The sequence below is a fragment of the Faecalibacillus intestinalis genome, from assembly GCF_003024685.1.
GTDB lineage: Bacteria > Bacillota_I > Bacilli_A > Erysipelotrichales > Coprobacillaceae > Faecalibacillus > Faecalibacillus intestinalis.
Genome location: NZ_PYLQ01000021.1, coordinates 1 through 17,540 on the forward strand (window position 1 = coordinate 1; position 17,540 = coordinate 17,540).

A 17,540-nucleotide genomic window follows, 5' to 3' on the forward strand; every position below is an offset into this window, starting at 1 on the left:
ATTCTTTTCATTGTTCCATCATCTTGTGGCAGATTGATACAGCAGAAATAATCGAATTCCACTCTTCCATGATGAGCAATATCGATGACATTATTTAGCTGTTGGAAATAAGAATTCCCTTCCTGATCCTTCTTTTCTTTAATAAGTTCAATGATTTCTTCTAAAGATACATCCTTAGCTTCTTTAATAAATCCTTTAATGATTCTTCCTAAGATTTCAGGATGTCCTAATATTCTTTTACAGAGTTTATCAATCATAATAATATGATCATTTGATGTGATTTCTAGTACTTTGTCCATATAATTTTTCCTCCTATTATTATATAGACAATTTTTGGATGTTTTTCTTTTTATTTTTTAAAAAAGTAAAAAAATAACAATAAATAATTGTTTTTATTGTTATTTCTTTGGTTTAATAGTTAAAATGTTATTTTCTTGTAATAAAGAGAGTTGATCTATATTTTTAAATAAATATATGCTTTGTTGATTTTCTTTATCTATATCAAGATATTCATCTTGATATAGATGATGATCATTTATTAAATGTTGAATCAAGGCAATTTGTTTTTGATCCAAATGCATTCTTTGTTCCTTATTTTCCTTATTATATTTCAAGTTTTTTTGAAATTGTTTACGATAAACACTTGGTGTAATCCCATATAAGTCTTTAAATGCTTGACTATAAGCCTTTGCAGACATTCCACAAGAAAATGCAATCTCATCAATCGAGTCTTTCCCTGCTAGTAACTTTTCTAATGAATGTCGTATTCTTACCATTGATAAATATTTTACAAAACTAACACCTGTATATTTTTTAAATAAACGTGAAGCATAGGAGATACTAAAAGAAAGATTTTGAGCAACATCTTCTAAATGAATATCTTCTTGGTAATGTTGATCAATGAATAAAATAGCTTTCATATAATTTTCATGATTTTTAGAAGAAAGTGGTAAATTTTCTAAAGAGAATTCTTGATTCTGACTAATCATGTAAATTAATTTTGATATTACTAAATTTAATAAATAGATGTTATCTTTGTTTTCAATAAAATGTAAAAGTAAGATGCCTAATTGTTGTTTTATTTGAAATAATAGAGATTTATTTTGATTTTCTCTACAAATAAGAGATTGAAAACTATGATCTATATCTCCTACCATATAATGAGGTAAATAAGAAAAATCAATATGTAATGTTAAAATAATACTTTCTTTTTCATTCATCTTTAACATATGAATATCATTAGGAGCAATAATAGCTAATTCATGTTCATAAATAACAGTCGACATTTTTTCTGTAATAACTTCATAACTTCCTTTTAAAACATAAGAAATTTCTAAAGAAGATTGTCTTGAAAAAACTTGTCGATCAAATTGATTAATACTTAGACTTAATGGATATTCAAATTTTTGACCAGAAAAGTCATAATAATAATTCATATTTTGCATAGTCTCATCTCTTTTCATTAACATTATTATATCATAAAAAAATGGTTAGCTTTCAATACCAACCATTTCATTTTCATAAAAATTTGCTTTATTTTCATACATTTTAGTATCTGCTTCTTTAATGAGTTTATCAACATCGTTTATATTATAGCACCAAGAAACACCTACAGAACACGAAATACCATTTTGTTCTAAATACTTCTTTGATTGTTCAACTTGTTTTATAAAATTACTTTCTTTAATTCCTATTGAAAGAACAACAAATTCATCTCCACCAAAACGATAAGCTTTTCTAGGAAAACACTCATTGATCAAATAAGCTGTTTTCTTTAAAACAGCATCCCCTTCCAAATGTCCTTGTAAATCATTGATCTTTTTTAATCCATTTAAATCAAAATAAGCAATACCAATATCCTTATTTTGACTTTTTTTAATCTTATCAATTCGTTCTATCAAAGCATTACGATTAAAAATATGTGTCATTGAATCTAAATAACTCATTGCTTTTAATTTTTGTTCCTGTTGTTTTCTATTCATACTCTCAGAAACAAAGAAAACAACCGAAGATAATAAACTACTATTATCATATCTTCTTCGTGGATTATCAACACCCAAAAATCCAGTAATAATTTCATTTTCTATCAAAGGCGCTGCAATAAGACTCGTTATATTTTGTAATTTTAAAAGACGATAGGTTTCAGAATTTTTATCAACCTCATCTTCTAAACTTTTTAAATAAAATGTTCCATCAACCTTAAAACGATCTAACCAATATTGAATAGTTTCTAAAGAAACATTTTGCAAATTATTTATTTCCGGAGTTGCCCCTTCTTCTGTATACTCAAAAAGATTAGATGTCGTATTTTGTTCATAGTCTATTTGAAAAATATAAGCACGATCACCTTGAAAAAACTCAGTAATAAGACATAACAAATCATTAATAGCATCATCGATTTCACTATGATAAGTTAAAGCATGAATACATCTATTTAATGTCGTTGCTGCAAGTAAAGATTCTTTTAATTCTATTTGACTTTTTTCATACTTTTTTGACATTCGATAATAAACAATTGCAAAAATCATCACAAGTAATAAAACAAGCATAAAAATAACAAGTAATGGATACCTTTTTATTGTTTCAACTACCATACTAGCAACCCCTTTCATTAAAAATTTTATTTTAGATTATTATATTCACATGTCAATTAAAAAAATGTCGGTTTTAGACTAAATAATTTTATAGGTTTTCCTACATTTTTATTTTATTCTTTACAGCAACCATCAATATTTATTACAAATATAAGTGTCTGCTGCAAATACATTAGCAGGCACTTGTGTAAAGATTATCATAACGTAAGTATACTTGCCATTATTTTACTTATCCTTACATTCATTTTTTCTTTTTTTGCTCTGGTATTTAAAATAGATTATAGTAAATAATTCCATGTATATCTTTATTTTACTATTTATGGCACCTTATTTTTAAATTAGGTGCGAAACGTCGTTTTTGAGGTGTGAAATGCAAAAAATAAATATCATATTTTTATGATAAAAAAGGGATAAATTTTGTCCACATGGTAATAATCTTTGAAGATTATTACCTTTTTCTTTAAAATGTTAGTTGGTGATTTTATGATTGATGATACTAACTATGCTGACTGCCTTGCTTTATACAATTTTAGTCATGTCGATAAGATCAAAGGCAAGGAATCTTTTTCCTATATCTTTAATGACAATATCAACTATATCCGCTCTCTTTATAATAGAGGTAAGATCAGAAATGTTACCTATGATACCATCCAGAAAACTATTCTTTGTGGTTTCATCTATCTTGGCTATGATCTTTTTGTCTGCCCTCATTGCGGCAACGAATCTATCGTTCCTCACAAATGTCACTCCAAGCTCTGTACTTCTTGTGGCTCTAAAGAGGCTAAATTGCGTGCTGTTCATATTTTCTCTATCGCTCTCGATGCCAAGCACCGTCATATCGTCTTTACCATTCCAAAACATCTAAGAAGTTATTTTATTAAAGAAAGATCCCTTTTGAATCTTCTTTTTATTGGTGCCAGAAACACCCTTGCCTGTGTTTTTAATGATGCAAAGTACAGAAAAATCAAAAAGAAAAAGCTCTTTATTAAAAAAGCAAATGCCCCTACTCTTATAAAAATAACAGAAACAAAATCGTTTTCGGTTCTGTTTTGACTTTACATACTTTTGGCAGAGATTTGAAATGGAATCCCCATATCCACTGCCTTGTTTGTGAAGAAGCTTTGGATACAAAAAAAAATAAAATGAAGAACTTTTATTTCCTGTGAAAAACTCAGAAAGACTTGAATGTATCAAATCCTTGATCTTCTCTCAAAACAAGAACTTGAGAGTTTCAATTATCTCAAACAACGTTTCTATAAAGAACTTGTAAACGGCTTTTATGTCTACGCCAAAAAGAAAGAAAAAGACAATGATGACAATAACGTTGATGATTGCGTCAACTACATTACCAGATACACTTCCAGACCTCCCATGGCTGAAAACTGCATCAAATATGAAGATGACAAAAAGATGATCAGATGGTGGTACAACCGTCATGAGGGTGAAAAATATATCGAAGTATATGAAAGTGTTGAAAACTTTTAAATGGTCAGATACTATGGCTTCTATTCAAACAGGAATAAAAAGTATATGAACTTTATGGTATAAAAAAGAAAAGACGTATCAAAAATTTGAAAGAAAGAAATAAGATTTAAAAAACAAACTTGACCATCTAAAATACCGCACACATGTGATAGAATCATTTCAAAAAAATACTCTTTTATGTTCATGTGGCAATCTTATGAAATGTGAATATACATAGGTACCCCTAATGACAGACTCTACAGTGAAAAATGCATCAATGATTTCAGAAAATACACTTATCAAAATGAAACATACTGCTTGTGGCCATATTGCCAATATTCCTAACTGGATCATTGGTGAATTGGCAGAAGAAGACAGAATATCCAGTAAACATGGTGAAGTTGAAATAGAATGTCCTGTATGCAATGGTCCTAGGAGAAGAATCAAATAACCACTGTATGATTACAGGACAAAAAAATTTATACCAGATCACACAAATATGTCATGGTATTTTGGTATGAATTTTTATATGCTATTTCCCACGCATTCAAATTCTTAATAAACAAAAAAAGAGTCATGAATGACTCTCTTAATTACAATTACTGGCGGTCTGGACGGGACTCGAACCCGCGACCTCCGCCGTGACAGGGCGGCATTCTAACCAGCTGAACTACCAGACCAGTAATCTATTTAAATGGTGGTTCCGGGCGGAATCGAACCACCGACACGAGGATTTTCAGTCCTCTGCTCTACCGACTGAGCTACGGAACCATTAATTGGCGGTCTGGACGGGACTCGAACCCGCGACCTCCGCCGTGACAGGGCGGCATTCTAACCAACTGAACTACCAGACCAAAAGATAAAAATGGCGGAGATTGAGGGATTCGAACCCCCGCAGGACGTTAATCCTCTGCTGGTTTTCAAGACCAGTCCCTTCAGCCAGACTTGGGTAAATCTCCGTAATAAATAAATTGGTGGAGCCAAGCGGGATCGAACCGCTGACCCCCTGCGTGCAAGGCAGGTGCTCTCCCAGCTGAGCTATGGCCCCAATTTTTATAAATGGTCGGGAAGACAGGATTTGAACCTGCGACCCCCTGGTCCCAAACCAGGTGCACTACCAAGCTGTGCTACTTCCCGAAAAAAATGGCGCGCTAGGCAGGAATCGAACCCACAACCTCTTGATCCGTAGTCAAGCACTCTATCCAGTTGAGCTACTAGCGCATTTTCACAAATGGAGGTTCCTACCGGACTCGAACCGATGATGACAGAGTTGCAGTCTGTTGCCTTACCAACTTGGCCAAGGAACCATCCCTTGCTTTTTATTAACTTAAAGCTTGTTCATTATACTAATATATCAGCATAAAGTCAATACACATTTACTGTTTTTATAGCTTTTTATAGCTTTTTATAGCTTTTTATAGCTTTTTATAATTTTTTATAATTATTTTTTGCAATTATCCACAAAATCTTTAAATAGTTTTAAATGATCATCACTTTTTTTATAAATCATTTCTGAATGCCATTGATATCCTATCACATACTTTTTATCTGGTAGATAAACAGCTTCTACTAATCCATCATCAGAATAAGCCATTGGCTTTAATGCTGGAGCAAGTTGACAAATAGCTTGATGATGACAACTATTCACCATTAAAGTTTCTTGATTTAAGATGTCTTTTAAAGGTGTATTTTCAACAATTTTTACTTGGTGACTTGGATGATCATAAGGAGCAGGTTGTCGATGAATACATGTAGGATGAAATTGTTGATCTAAATCTTGATAGAGTGTTCCACCTAAACATGCATTTAATAACTGAATACCTCTACATATTCCTAAAACAGGCTTATCGGCCTCTAAAACATATTTTAATAGCTTTGGTTCCATTTCATCTCTTTTTTGATTTAATTTTCCGCAATATTCTGCTTTTGCTTGATGATAAAGTTCAGGATTTAAATCATCCCCTCCCGCAAAAATAAATCCATCAAAATAATGAGCCGTTTCTTTTAAAGAAACATCATCATTAACTAAAGAAAGCATAACAGGAATACCACCTGCTTCAATAACCCCATCCATATACCCTGGAAGCATCCATAAACTATCTCTTTCTTCATCATATAAAGGAACTATCGCAATTACTGGTTTATTCATAAAAGTACCTCTTTTTCGTCTTTTTTAACATTATAGCATAACTTATGTTTTGTGCTATAATAAAAAACGAGGTGAAAAAAATGATTGATCAAGAACAAGCTGCTAGAACATTGATCAATTTGATTGATGTTGTTCATCAAGAAAATTGGGTCTTATTAAATAAGGAAGATATGGCAAGTAAAACCGAAGAGTATTACATCAACTTCTTTAAAGAACATCATTTAGAAGAAGCAATCGATGAAATTAAAGCTGTGACAGAAAAAAACAAATCTTTTTTTCAAAGATTTGTTAATCATGAAGAAGTTGACGCTAAAGAAATGCGTGATTTTATGGAACCTTATCGTTTTATCAAAAGTAAATATATATTAAAGAAAAGCTCAAAGTCCTAAGACCTTGAGCTTTTATAATTAAAATTTACATTTTTCTAAATGCCAAATATCTTCTACATATTGTTCAATTGTACGATCAGATGAGAAGAATCCACTCTTAGCAATATTTACTAAGCAAATTCTAGCCCATTTAGCACGATCTTGATATAATTCTACAACATGTCTTTGTGCATTAGCATATGATTCGAAATCAGCTAATAAGAAGTATTCATCATTTTTATTCATTAATTCATCATGAATAATTTTAAATTCTTCTGGATTACTTGAGAAAGTACCATTAGTTAATGAATCGATAGCACGACGGATTTTTAAATCATTATTATAATAATCCCATGCACGATATTGATTGTTTGCTTTTAAGTTTTTAACTTCTTCATCTTTTAAACCAAAGATTTCACAATTATCTAATCCTACTAATTCAGAAATTTCTACATTAGCTCCATCTAAAGTACCTAAAGTAATAGCTCCATTCATCATGAATTTCATATTACCAGTACCACTTGCTTCTTTACCAGCTGTAGAGATTTGTTCTGAAACATCAGCTGCAGGCATGATTTTTTCTGCCAAAGTAACACCATAGTTTTCTAAGAAAACAACTTTTAAGTATTTATTTGTTTCAGGATCATTATTAACTACATCTCCAACTGCATTAATTAATTTAATAACTTTTTTAGCGAAGTAATAAGCACTTGCTGCTTTTGCTCCAAAGATGAAAGTATGTGGATAAATACGGAAATCGGGATTAGATTTCATTTCTTGATATAAATAAATAACATGTAAAATATTTAATAATTGTCTTTTATATGCATGTAATCTCTTAACTTGAACATCAAAAATACTATCAACATCTACTTCAATACCATTATGTTTTTTAATATAATCAGCTAAGATTTGTTTTCTTTCTTTTTTAACTGCTAAGAAACGATTTTGTAAAATTGGATCATCAACATGTTCCATTAAGTTTTCTAATTGAGCTGGTTTTTTGATCCATCCTTTACCAATTGTTTCATTAATTAATTCACTTAATTGTGGATTACAATAAGCTAACCAACGACGATGAGTAACCCCATTTGTTTTATTATTAAATTTATTTGGATAAAGTACATTGAAATCATGTAATTCTCTTTCTTTTAAGATATCTGTATGAAGTCTTGCTACCCCATTGACACTAAAGCTTCCAGCAATTGCAAGTCTTGCCATATAAACAGTACCATCTCTTAAAATCATTGTACGATCAACTAAATTTTGATCATGATTACTTACTTCTTTAGCAAAACCTACAAAACGACGATGAATTTCTTCAATGATTTGATATACACGTGGTAATAATGTTTGCATTGTACTAATTGGCCAAGTTTCTAAAGCTTCAGCTAAGATCGTATGGTTTGTATATGCAAATGTTTGTGTACAAATATCCCAGGCATCTTGCCATTCATAACCATGATCATCAATTAATAAACGCATGAATTCAGGAATACATAATACTGGATGTGTATCATTTAATTGAATAACATGTTTTTCATGGAAATTATCTAATGATGGATAATTTCTTAAGTGTGCTTTGATGATTGCTTGGATACCTGCAGAACAGAAGAAATATTCTTGTTTTAAACGTAACATTTTTCCTGCTGGTGTTGAATCATCAGGATATAAGTTTTGACAGATACTTCTTACATCTTCAATATATCTTTGGAAATCATGATTACTTGGGAAATCTTCACTTGGTTCAGCTGACCATAGACGTAAAGTATTTGTATTTACTGTATCATTTCCAATGACTGGTACGTCATAAGGTACTGCATAAATTGTTTCAGCATCTACATGTTTCCATTTACCTTCATTTTCATCCCAAATTACTTTACCGAAGAATTTGACCGGAACTCTATGTTTAGGTTTACGTACTTCCCACATAAATCCAGTTTTCATCCATTGATCAGGTAATTCTACTTGATAACCATTTTCAATTTTTTGTTTAAATAAACCATATTCATAACGAATTGTATTTCCATGTCCTGGATAATCTAATGAAGCAAGTGAATCCATAAAGCATGCAGCTAAACGTCCAAGTCCCCCATTACCTAAACCAGCATCACTTTCTAATTCTTCTAAATCATGAATGTTGATTCCATAATCTTCTAAACCTTCTTTAGCGATTTCATAGATTCCTAGATTCATCATATTATTAACTAATAATCTTCCCATTAAAAATTCCATTGAGAAATAATGCATTTGTTTTTGTTCATTATTTTGAACAACAGCTTTACTTGCTGCCCAGTTAACTGATGCATAATCTCTAACCATTGTTTCAAGAACCATGAATTTTTCAGTAATATGGGCTTCTTCTACAGTACGTCCATAAGATTCAATAATTCTTCTTGAAAATTCAAATTTAAATTCTTCTTTGTTTTTAAACATTTTCCCGTCTCCTCAATATTACTCTTACGTGACCATCATACTTTATTTTTAGTAGATTGTCACTCATAAAAATATTTTTACATTGATAAAATCTTACTTTTTCCAAATAAAATAGAGTATCTAAACTACGGATGCTCTATTTTATGAACAACTTATTTTGTTTTCTTAATTACTCTTTTTGTTTTCTTTGGTGTTTTCTTTGGTGTTCCTTTTTTAGGTTTCACTTCAAAGATACATGCACTAAATGGTGCTAATTTTACTTCAATATAATGATCTTTATTTAACAATTTTGTTTTTTCATTTGGTTTTGTTTTCTTAGAGCGAATTGCTCTTGGATTAACGATATTCTTTCCAGAATATACAGCTTGATCTGTATTTAAAATTTCTTTATAACTTCCTTCAATATTAACTGGTACTTTGTATTTTTCATGCGTATTACCAACAAAATTCATCACTGCGATAATCGCATTTCCTGCTTTATCTTTTCTTTCAATTGCGAAAACACATTGATCATGATCATCAACAACAAGCCATTCAAAGCCTTTTAAATCATAATCCATTTCATATAAAGCTGGATATTTCAAATAAATTTCATTGAGTTTTTGAGCGAAATGATGGAATGCATCATGATCAGGATATTTTAAAATATCCCATCCTAAAGATTTAGATTCATCCCATTCTTTATATTCAGCAAGTTCATTTCCCATAAAGTTCAATTTCTTACCAGGATGTAACATCATATAAACATACAATGCTTTTACTTGTGCCAATTTATCTCCATGTAATCCCCACATTTTATTAATAATCGTCGCTTTACCATGAACAACTTCATCATGCGAAAACTCAAGTAAGAATCTTTCAGAATAGAAATAAGCCATTGAGAATGTAATAAAACGACTATCATATTGACGATAAACAGGATCTTCTTGGAAATATTTCAATGTATCATTCATCCAACCTAAATCCCATTTATAATCAAATCCTAAACCATGTTCACCCACTGGTTTAGTAACACCTGGATAATCTGTTGAATCTTCTGCAATCATCATCACAGTTGGATGGTACCCAGACATATGTCCATTTAAACGTTTCATCCATTCCATAGCACCAATATTTTCACCTAAGTTTTTATTACCTTCATAATAAATAAGATTACTTACAGCATCAAATCTAAAACCATCAATATGATAATATGTTGCAAAGAATTCTACAGAAGATAATAAGAAACTTCTTACTTCATTTTTACCTAAATCAAAATAAACACTATCCCATGGACTATAACGACGATTATAATCATTATAATCATAAACAAATCCACCATCATACATATGTAATCCATGTGAATCTTTAACGAAATGTGCTGGCACAAAGTCCATAATAACACCAATGCCTTCTTGGTGGCAGGCATCAATAAATTTCATTAATTGTTTAGGTTGACCATATCTCGATGTTGCACTATAAAAACCAGTTGCTTGATATCCCCAAGAACCATCAAATGGGAATTCAGTAAGTGGCATAACTTCTAAATGTGTATAGCCCATCTTTTTTACATAGGGAATAATTTCATCTATTAATTCTTCATAAGAATAATATTCACCATCGTCCCCTTCACCTTCACTTTCTCGCTTCATTTTCCATGAACCAAGAGAAGCTTCATATATATTAAGTGGGCAATCATAATTTTTAGTTCTATTTTTTATCCATTTGCTATCATGCCAACGATAACCTTCCATGTTATAAACTTTTGAAGCAGTTCCTGGTCTTAACTCACTAAAATAAGCATATGGATCTGCTTTATCAATAATATCTCCTTGAGGAGTTTCAAATCTAAACTTGTACATGTCAAATTCTTTGACACCTTCAACAAATATTGTATAAATACCACCATTATTATATCTTTCCATATAACAAGGTGTTTCACCCCATTGGTTAAATTCTCCTACAACTTGTGCACTTCTAGCATTCGGCGCATATGTTGTAAAACGTACACCTTTTTTACCTTCATGAGTCTCAAAATGTGCACCAAATATTTTATAAGCTTGTAAACAATTTCCATCATGGAAAGTGTGAATTAAAAAATTATCAAACATATATTTATCTCCCCTTTATGTCATTTATTATAACATATAAATGACCAACATTCACTAAAAAGTTAGCGCTTTCATTTTTATTTGCTAAACTTTTTATCAAATAAAAAAAGAAGCTAACAGCTTTCCGCTATTTCTTCTTTTTTTCTACAATTTCTTTAATATAAAAAGCTAACATATACGGCATTTTTTCTTCAAATGAATCCAATTGACATTCTGTCAGTTCTTTTATCTTATTAAGTCGATAATTGATAGTATTACGATGCATGTATAAGCTTTCAGCCATAGCTTTTTGATTACTATCGAATTTTAAATATTGATAAAGAGTCTCTTCTAATTGAGTATTATGCTTTTGATCATAATCTATCAAAACACCTAACATACTACGATACATTTGTCTTAAAATACCTTGATCTTCAATAATAAATAATAATTGATAAACACCCATATCATCAAAATAAATTTGTGGATAATTAAATTGTTTAGCCATCTTACAAGCTGCAATAGCCCTTTTATAACTTAAAATCATATTTCTAAAATCCACCATCTTTGAGCCAATTCCTAAATGTAATGTATAATGCAAACGTTTTTTAGCTCTTTTATACATTTCATTAATAACTTCTACAAGAGCACTATCTTCTAAGTTATTAAAAATCATAATATAATAACCATCAAACCAGAAAAAACTATAATTTCCTTCAACTTTTTCAAAACATAATTCTAGCTGAAACTTAATACTTCTTCTTTCCATCATGCCTAATTCTTCATCGGTTTCTACAGAAATAGCCATTACTTGAAAATCATTTTCCACATCAAAATCACCTGCTAATTTATTTCTAGACTCTTCAATAATTGCTGGATTAATCAGTGTGTCCATAACAGTTTGATTAATATACTTATCATCTCTTTCTGCACGTAAACAATGATATGAAAAATCTTTGATCATATCAGCAATATGCACTTCCCAAGGAACCACTAACAAAGGAAAACTTAATTCATTACAATAATCAATAATTTCTTGATCGATATCAAAAATATATTTTCCCGTATTGATAACAAGTCCCACACTATGATATTTAACAAGTTGTTCAATGAATTCTTTTAATTTCTTTTGGCTTTGAAATCCTAGACCTGTTGTTACAACTAGTTCTTTACCCCAAAGTTGTTGTAAAATCGTTTTATCTTCGACCATTTGTACCCAGGTCATGGCATTAGAACATCCATCCTCACCTGCAAGTAATGTCATTTTATAATTCTTTTTAAATTCTCTTAAAGCATCATCTATTGTAAATCCCATATCATCACCACCATCTATTTTACACTATTTGTGCACATTGCACAAATACTTACAATCCTTTTTAGGATATTTGTCTCTACTCAATTCGTCATATTTCGCTATAATAAATGTGTAATAAAAAATGAAATGTAAATAAAAGAGATATCCCATAATATTTATATCTCTCATATATTTTACGATTTTCAGTAATAGTTTCCCAATATATTAATTTTTTATTACTCGATTCCCTATATATAAATAAAGAAGATCATTCCCCTAAATGATCTTTTTTATTTGTTTATGATTATTATCCTAAAAATACATTAGTTATGTTTCTAATGTGTTTTTTTATTAAAAAATACTCTAAAAGCCTTATAAACTGTACATTTTCAACAAACTCATTTTGACATTAGCGTCATTTATTTAAAAAAAGTAAGCGCTTTCTATGGATTTTATAACATTTTTTTTGTATCATTATATGTAGGGAATCCAAAGGAGGTATATTATGGATACATTGAATATCGAAAAATATGGTTTTAATCATACAGGAAACATTTTTAGAAACAATCCGCCTGGTGCGCTTGTAGAAAAAGCTTTACTTCATAAAGAAGGAAGACTTTCACGTGCTGGTGCTTTATGTATAGAAACTGGAGAAAGAACTGGTCGTTCTCCAGATGATAAATATATTGTTGATACACCTGCTGTTCATGATTTAATTGCTTGGGGAAATGTTAATCGTCCTGTTTCAGCAGAAGTTTTTGACCAAGTTTATGATCAAATGATTCAATATTTAAATGATAAAGATTTATATATTTTTGATGGCTTTGCAGGAGCTAATCGTAAATATCAATATGGTTTTAGAGTTATCAATGAAAAAGCAAGTCAAAATTTATTTATTAGAAACTTACTTATTCGACCTAAAAAGGAACAATTAAAAGATTTTAAAGAAGACTTTTTGATTTTAGTTGCTCCTGGATGTAAAGTAGATTATAAAAAATTAGGATTAAATAGTGAAGCCGCTATTATGATCAATTTTGAAAAACAAATTATTTTAATTGCGGGCACAGGGTATTCTGGAGAAATCAAAAAATCTGTCTTCTGTGTTATGAACTATTTACTTCCACAAAAGAAGATTTTTACAATGCATTGTTCTGCCAATATGGGAATCGACGGTGATACAGCTTTATTCTTTGGATTATCAGGAACTGGAAAAACAACACTTTCAGCCGATCCAAACAGACGATTAATTGGTGATGATGAACATGGTTGGTCTAGAAATACAATCTTCAACTTTGAAGGTGGATGCTACGCTAAATGTATCAACCTTTCAAAAGAACATGAACCTGAAATTTGGAATGCCATCCGTTTTGGTGCTGTAACAGAAAATGTTAAATTATTTGAAGATACACGTATTATTAATTTTGATGATGGTTCTATCACAGAAAATACACGTGTTGGTTATCCAATTGATTATATTCCAAATACTGTTTCATCAGGAGTTGGACCTATTCCACGTACTATTTTCTTTTTAGCAGCAGATGCTTTTGGAGTTTTACCACCTATTTCTAAACTTGACCGTAACGCTGCTATCTATCACTTTGTTTCAGGTTATACAAGCAAACTTGCTGGAACTGAAAATGGTGTTACTGAACCAGAAGCAACATTTTCAACATGTTTTGGAGAACCATTTTTCCCATTAGATACAGCTTTATATGCTCAACAATTTGGACGTCGTGTAGAAAAATCAGGAGCTAATGTTTTCTTGATCAACACTGGATGGACTGGTGGCTCTTATGGTAAAGGGCATCGTATTCCATTAAAATATACACGTGCAATGATCAATGCTGCTTTAAATGGTGACTTAGATTTTGTGGAATATGTCAAAGAACCATTCTTTAATCTAAAAATTCCAAGAAGTTGTCCAGGTGTTCCAGCAGAAATGTTGAACCCTAAAAATACTTGGTCAAACAAACGCGAATATGATAAAACAGCTAAAAAACTTACAAAAATGTTCCAAGAAAATTTTAAAAAATATGATTTACCTAGTACTGTTGTTAAAGCCGGACCTGGTACTCATAAATAAAAATAGCGGATATCTCATGAGATATCCGTTTTTGTATCATTTAATCATTTCTTTAATTATTTGTAAATCTTTGTTTTCTATTAATGCTTTAAAAATCTCATTATACTGTGACAATGTTAAATTTTCTAACATTAAAATATCTTCTTGAGGATATTTACTTTTAAAAAGCATCAATGTATTTTCTTTAGCTTTCAAAAGTTCTCCTTCTTTTAAGCCTTCTTCTTTCCCTTCTTGTCGTATTCTTACTTTCTCTTGATGATGTTGTATCTTGACAAGCTGTCTTTTACTCGCTGCTAATACAAGTTCTTCATCTTCATTGAACTGATCCATCTTTTCTTTCATCATGATAACCACCTCACTGTTTAATGCCATTATATCATCTGTTATCCCATGATATAAAGTATAAATAGCTAATTCTATCTTGCTTAGATTCTTAAGCCCTTTTTCTCTTACAACAGCATCAATAAATGGAAGATAGACATTATGATGGGTAAGCAGATTATACTTTCTGACATGGTTTAGTTGATTACGTGGCATGTAGGTATCGATCAAGAGAAGATTGTCTCTGTCAATATCATTGACAAAGAGAATGGTATAGACTTCATGGACATTTTCACTGTATAAGAGATCTCCTCGATTGACTTGATGATCTATCATTCTTGCTCCATAGATTTGAAAACGATAATGAACTTCTTTAGTAAGAGCACTGTTTTGCATTTCAATGTCGATTAATTTTCCTTCATCAGTTTTCACTCAGACATCTAAAACCATATCTTTATCACTTAGATGTTCAGGATTGACTTCACTATTTAAGACAAAAAGTTCCTGACATTTAATACCAGTGATTCCTTCAATAATGACTTTAAGTAAATAATAACAGCGAGAATCATTGAGATCACTCAACATAAATTTAAAGACAAGATCATTTTTAAAATCGGTAATTCTTTTAGATTTGATTTTTGTTTCCATAGTTTCTCCCTCCATTATTTATATAGACAACAAAAATCATTTTTTCTTTTAAAAAATAAAAAAACGAAATAATTTTCTTATTTCGTTAACATCTTTTTAGCTGCTTGATACATTTTTTCATAATTTACAGTTTCACAAGTTCTACAATATCCTATTTGTAAATCCATATTTTCAGAAATATCAGATAATTTCTTTTGTGAAAACATTCTTAGAAGTTCTTCTTTTCTTACATATGCAAGTTCCTTAGACATCATATGATTAACAAAACATACAAATTCATCTTGATCAACACGCCCTAATATATCTATATTTTTAAAATTCATCGAAATGAAATCACTCATTTCTTTTACTAATTCATCTCCTCGATGACTTCCTTCTTGTTTGTACACTTCTTCTAAACCATTTAGCTTAAATACAAACAAAATTTTTTGACCTGTTTTATTTTCATCTAATTTTTCATCAATAAGCCATTTAGCAGTATCAAATTTATATATCTTTGTTAAATCATCAATTTGTTGATTATTCATTAAAGATTCTCGTAATTTCTTTAATTCTTTCAATCTTAAATAATTACTTGCTGCATTTTTTACTCTTTGTAAAACTACTTCTTCATAAATAGGCTTTTGAATATAATCATAGATACCATAATCAAAAGCTTGTATTAAATCTTTAGGATTATCACTTGCTGTTAAAGCAACAATAGGAACTTGTGACAATCTTTTATTCTTTTTTATTTGTCTAATCAAATCCATTGTCCCTGGCATAATTAAATCAATTAACATAACATCAAATTGATAATCTTCATCTTCAATTATTTTTTTAGCGTCAGCTATATTTTTTGATAATGTGATTTGAAAGTCATTTTCTAATAATTTTTGTAATAAAATCATATAAATCGTAGCATCTTCTACTAAGAATAATTTCATAAACATCACATTCCTCTCGCCTTTATTATATATCAAAAATATACTTTTTATAAAATAATTTTAATTAGTTTACATATAATAAAACGGTGGTAACTATGAAAAAAAGAAAAATACTTCTTATTGTATTTATTATTCTATCTATTGGTTTATTAATGGTCTATAGTTCTTCACATATTTGGGCGCAATATAAAGAAAATGACAGCTTCTATTATTTTAAAAGACAAGCTATTTTTGTAATAGTCGGTCTTCTTTTACTTTTTTTCTTTTCTAAAATAGATTATCACCTCTATCAAAAACATAGTCTTAAAATTATTATTCTTGCTACAATTCTTTTAGTTCTAGTACTCATTCCTGGAGTAGGTATTGTCAGAGGTGGTTCAAGAAGTTGGTTTAATTTGGGACTTTTTGCCTTACAGCCTTCTGAAATCTATAAAATAGCGCTTATTATTTATGTCAGTGACTATATCAGCCATCATTATCACCAAATGAAAAAACTACGTTATTGTTTAAAACCACTTATTGTTATGGGAATCGGCTTTTTTCTTATTATGTTACAACCTGATTTTGGAAGTGGCTTTGTCATGTGTTGCAGTATTCTTTTAATGATTATTATTACCCCTTTCCCGTTTCGATATATTGTTTTTTTAGGACTATCTGGAATTTTAATGATTATTTTAATGATTATTTCTGCCCCTTATCGAATGAAAAGAATTTTTGCTTTTTTAGATCCTTTTCAAGATCCATTAGGATCAGGATTTCAAATGATTCAATCACTCTATGCTATTGGTCCTGGAGGAATTTTAGGAAGTGGTTTTGATCAAAGCATCCAAAAACATTTTTATTTACCAGAACCACAAACAGACTTTATTTTTGCTATTTATTTAGAAGAATTTGGTTTTATAGGAGGGATTTTATTAATTCTTTTATATGCTTACTTATTTATTACTTGTTTCAATTATGCAAAAAAAGTAGACGATCTCTTTGGAAGTTTTTTAATGATCGGTATGACTTCCATGATTGGAATACAAACTATCATTAACTTAGGAGTCGTTGTTGGATTATTTCCTGTTACAGGTGTAACTTTACCTTTAATGTCTTATGGAGGGACTTCTTTACTTGTTACTTTGATTGAAATCGGTATTATGTATAATATTATCAAATCTATTTAAATATGGTATGATTTGAAAG

17 protein-coding genes and 8 tRNA genes are annotated in these 17,540 nt (G+C 30.1%); 7 read left to right on the forward strand and 18 right to left on the reverse strand.

The window, feature by feature from the left end:
- From C7U54_RS11730 to C7U54_RS11740, 3 genes are all read right to left on the reverse strand, one after another.
- Positions 1-299: hypothetical protein (locus C7U54_RS11730; RefSeq protein WP_146137620.1), on the reverse strand; the 299-nt coding region annotated here is incomplete at its 3' end.
- 99 nt (positions 300-398) lie between these two features.
- Positions 399-1,445 (reverse strand): helix-turn-helix transcriptional regulator, encoded by a 1,047-nt coding sequence (locus C7U54_RS11735; protein ID WP_032089537.1) that lies wholly within the window; start codon positions 1,443-1,445, stop codon positions 399-401.
- A 45-nt stretch (positions 1,446-1,490) separates the two neighbouring features.
- Positions 1,491-2,594: a sensor domain-containing diguanylate cyclase gene (locus C7U54_RS11740; protein ID WP_158560224.1), complete on the reverse strand. Its 1,104-nt coding sequence runs from the start codon at positions 2,592-2,594 to the stop codon at positions 1,491-1,493.
- Between the two features lie 483 nt (positions 2,595-3,077).
- Here C7U54_RS11740 and C7U54_RS14735 point away from each other — a divergent pair, with 483 nt between their 5' ends.
- The 4 genes from C7U54_RS14735 (at position 3,078) to C7U54_RS11765 (ending at position 4,509) form a co-directional block, all read left to right on the forward strand.
- On the forward strand, positions 3,078-3,647 hold the full coding sequence (locus C7U54_RS14735; RefSeq protein WP_158560225.1) for a transposase zinc-binding domain-containing protein: 570 nt from the start codon (positions 3,078-3,080) through the stop codon (positions 3,645-3,647).
- A gap of 23 nt (positions 3,648-3,670) precedes the next feature.
- Positions 3,671-3,760 (forward strand): hypothetical protein, encoded by a 90-nt coding sequence (locus C7U54_RS15630; protein WP_396129927.1) that lies wholly within the window; start codon positions 3,671-3,673, stop codon positions 3,758-3,760.
- 19 nt (positions 3,761-3,779) lie between these two features.
- Positions 3,780-4,079 (forward strand): transposase, encoded by a 300-nt coding sequence (locus C7U54_RS11760; protein ID WP_107030427.1) that lies wholly within the window; start codon positions 3,780-3,782, stop codon positions 4,077-4,079.
- Positions 4,080-4,305: 226 nt separating this feature from the next.
- Complete coding sequence (locus C7U54_RS11765; protein WP_107030428.1) at positions 4,306-4,509, forward strand: hypothetical protein; 204 nt, start codon at positions 4,306-4,308, stop codon at positions 4,507-4,509.
- Positions 4,510-4,661: 152 nt separating this feature from the next.
- On the opposite strand, the gene C7U54_RS11770 is transcribed toward C7U54_RS11765, so the two are convergent.
- The 9 genes from C7U54_RS11770 to C7U54_RS11810 all read right to left on the reverse strand — a co-directional run bounded on the left by C7U54_RS11770 (position 4,662) and on the right by C7U54_RS11810 (position 6,207).
- Positions 4,662-4,738: transfer RNA gene (locus C7U54_RS11770), tRNA-Asp, on the reverse strand.
- 15 nt (positions 4,739-4,753) lie between these two features.
- Positions 4,754-4,829: transfer RNA gene (locus C7U54_RS11775), tRNA-Phe, on the reverse strand.
- A gap of 6 nt (positions 4,830-4,835) precedes the next feature.
- Positions 4,836-4,912, reverse strand: a tRNA-Asp gene (locus tag C7U54_RS11780).
- 12 nt (positions 4,913-4,924) lie between these two features.
- Positions 4,925-5,017, reverse strand: a tRNA-Ser gene (locus C7U54_RS11785).
- Positions 5,018-5,030: 13 nt separating this feature from the next.
- Positions 5,031-5,106 (reverse strand) — tRNA-Ala (locus C7U54_RS11790).
- 12 nt (positions 5,107-5,118) lie between these two features.
- Positions 5,119-5,195: transfer RNA gene (locus C7U54_RS11795), tRNA-Pro, on the reverse strand.
- Between the two features lie 7 nt (positions 5,196-5,202).
- A tRNA-Arg gene (locus C7U54_RS11800) sits at positions 5,203-5,279 on the reverse strand.
- Positions 5,280-5,290: 11 nt separating this feature from the next.
- Positions 5,291-5,365 (reverse strand) — tRNA-Cys (locus C7U54_RS11805).
- Between the two features lie 134 nt (positions 5,366-5,499).
- On the reverse strand, positions 5,500-6,207 hold the full coding sequence (locus C7U54_RS11810) for a gamma-glutamyl-gamma-aminobutyrate hydrolase family protein (protein ID WP_107030429.1): 708 nt from the start codon (positions 6,205-6,207) through the stop codon (positions 5,500-5,502).
- An 80-nt stretch (positions 6,208-6,287) separates the two neighbouring features.
- On the opposite strand from C7U54_RS11810, the gene C7U54_RS11815 reads away from it, so the two are divergent.
- A complete protein-coding gene (locus C7U54_RS11815) occupies positions 6,288-6,596 on the forward strand; it encodes a hypothetical protein (protein ID WP_022001056.1) in 309 nt (102 codons plus the stop codon).
- Between the two features lie 18 nt (positions 6,597-6,614).
- On the opposite strand, the gene C7U54_RS11820 is transcribed toward C7U54_RS11815, so the two are convergent.
- From C7U54_RS11820 to C7U54_RS11830, 3 genes are all read right to left on the reverse strand, one after another.
- On the reverse strand, positions 6,615-9,011 hold the full coding sequence (locus tag C7U54_RS11820; protein ID WP_107030430.1) for a glycogen/starch/alpha-glucan phosphorylase: 2,397 nt from the start codon (positions 9,009-9,011) through the stop codon (positions 6,615-6,617).
- Positions 9,012-9,163: 152 nt separating this feature from the next.
- A complete protein-coding gene (gene glgB, locus C7U54_RS11825; RefSeq protein ID WP_107030431.1) occupies positions 9,164-11,101 on the reverse strand; it encodes a 1,4-alpha-glucan branching protein GlgB in 1,938 nt (645 codons plus the stop codon).
- A 127-nt stretch (positions 11,102-11,228) separates the two neighbouring features.
- A complete protein-coding gene (locus tag C7U54_RS11830; RefSeq protein WP_107030432.1) occupies positions 11,229-12,395 on the reverse strand; it encodes a PucR family transcriptional regulator in 1,167 nt (388 codons plus the stop codon).
- Positions 12,396-12,879: 484 nt separating this feature from the next.
- Here C7U54_RS11830 and pckA point away from each other — a divergent pair, with 484 nt between their 5' ends.
- Complete coding sequence (gene pckA, locus C7U54_RS11835) at positions 12,880-14,457, forward strand: phosphoenolpyruvate carboxykinase (ATP) (RefSeq protein WP_107030433.1); 1,578 nt, start codon at positions 12,880-12,882, stop codon at positions 14,455-14,457.
- A 36-nt stretch (positions 14,458-14,493) separates the two neighbouring features.
- On the opposite strand, the gene C7U54_RS11840 is transcribed toward pckA, so the two are convergent.
- From C7U54_RS11840 to C7U54_RS11850, 3 genes are all read right to left on the reverse strand, one after another.
- Positions 14,494-15,210: a hypothetical protein gene (locus C7U54_RS11840; RefSeq protein ID WP_107030434.1), complete on the reverse strand. Its 717-nt coding sequence runs from the start codon at positions 15,208-15,210 to the stop codon at positions 14,494-14,496.
- Positions 15,211-15,426, reverse strand: coding sequence for a hypothetical protein (locus tag C7U54_RS11845; RefSeq protein ID WP_107030435.1), 216 nt, complete (start codon positions 15,424-15,426; stop codon positions 15,211-15,213).
- A 77-nt stretch (positions 15,427-15,503) separates the two neighbouring features.
- Positions 15,504-16,358, reverse strand: coding sequence for a response regulator (locus C7U54_RS11850; RefSeq protein WP_107030436.1), 855 nt, complete (start codon positions 16,356-16,358; stop codon positions 15,504-15,506).
- An 89-nt stretch (positions 16,359-16,447) separates the two neighbouring features.
- On the opposite strand from C7U54_RS11850, the gene ftsW reads away from it, so the two are divergent.
- Positions 16,448-17,521 (forward strand): putative lipid II flippase FtsW, encoded by a 1,074-nt coding sequence (gene ftsW, locus C7U54_RS11855; protein ID WP_022001680.1) that lies wholly within the window; start codon positions 16,448-16,450, stop codon positions 17,519-17,521.
- Positions 17,522-17,540: the final 19 nt, after the last annotated feature.

What these genes read in the sequence shown, in the direction of transcription:
- ftsW (WP_022001680.1), top strand. Translation starts at nt 16,448, where the DNA reads ATGAAAAAAAGAAAAATACTTCTTATTGTATTTATTATTCTATCTATT.
- glgB (WP_107030431.1), bottom strand. Translation starts at nt 11,101, where the DNA reads ATGTTTGATAATTTTTTAATTCACACTTTCCATGATGGAAATTGTTTA.
- C7U54_RS14735 (WP_158560225.1), top strand. Translation starts at nt 3,078, where the DNA reads ATGATTGATGATACTAACTATGCTGACTGCCTTGCTTTATACAATTTT.
- C7U54_RS11815 (WP_022001056.1), top strand. Translation starts at nt 6,288, where the DNA reads ATGATTGATCAAGAACAAGCTGCTAGAACATTGATCAATTTGATTGAT.
- pckA (WP_107030433.1), top strand. Translation starts at nt 12,880, where the DNA reads ATGGATACATTGAATATCGAAAAATATGGTTTTAATCATACAGGAAAC.
- C7U54_RS11850 (WP_107030436.1), bottom strand. Translation starts at nt 16,358, where the DNA reads ATGTTTATGAAATTATTCTTAGTAGAAGATGCTACGATTTATATGATT.
- C7U54_RS11830 (WP_107030432.1), bottom strand. Translation starts at nt 12,395, where the DNA reads ATGGGATTTACAATAGATGATGCTTTAAGAGAATTTAAAAAGAATTAT.
- C7U54_RS11735 (WP_032089537.1), bottom strand. Translation starts at nt 1,445, where the DNA reads ATGCAAAATATGAATTATTATTATGACTTTTCTGGTCAAAAATTTGAA.
- C7U54_RS11820 (WP_107030430.1), bottom strand. Translation starts at nt 9,011, where the DNA reads ATGTTTAAAAACAAAGAAGAATTTAAATTTGAATTTTCAAGAAGAATT.
- C7U54_RS11810 (WP_107030429.1), bottom strand. Translation starts at nt 6,207, where the DNA reads ATGAATAAACCAGTAATTGCGATAGTTCCTTTATATGATGAAGAAAGA.
- C7U54_RS11760 (WP_107030427.1), top strand. Translation starts at nt 3,780, where the DNA reads ATGTATCAAATCCTTGATCTTCTCTCAAAACAAGAACTTGAGAGTTTC.
- C7U54_RS11740 (WP_158560224.1), bottom strand. Translation starts at nt 2,594, where the DNA reads ATGGTAGTTGAAACAATAAAAAGGTATCCATTACTTGTTATTTTTATG.
- C7U54_RS11845 (WP_107030435.1), bottom strand. Translation starts at nt 15,426, where the DNA reads ATGGAAACAAAAATCAAATCTAAAAGAATTACCGATTTTAAAAATGAT.
- C7U54_RS11765 (WP_107030428.1), top strand. Translation starts at nt 4,306, where the DNA reads ATGACAGACTCTACAGTGAAAAATGCATCAATGATTTCAGAAAATACA.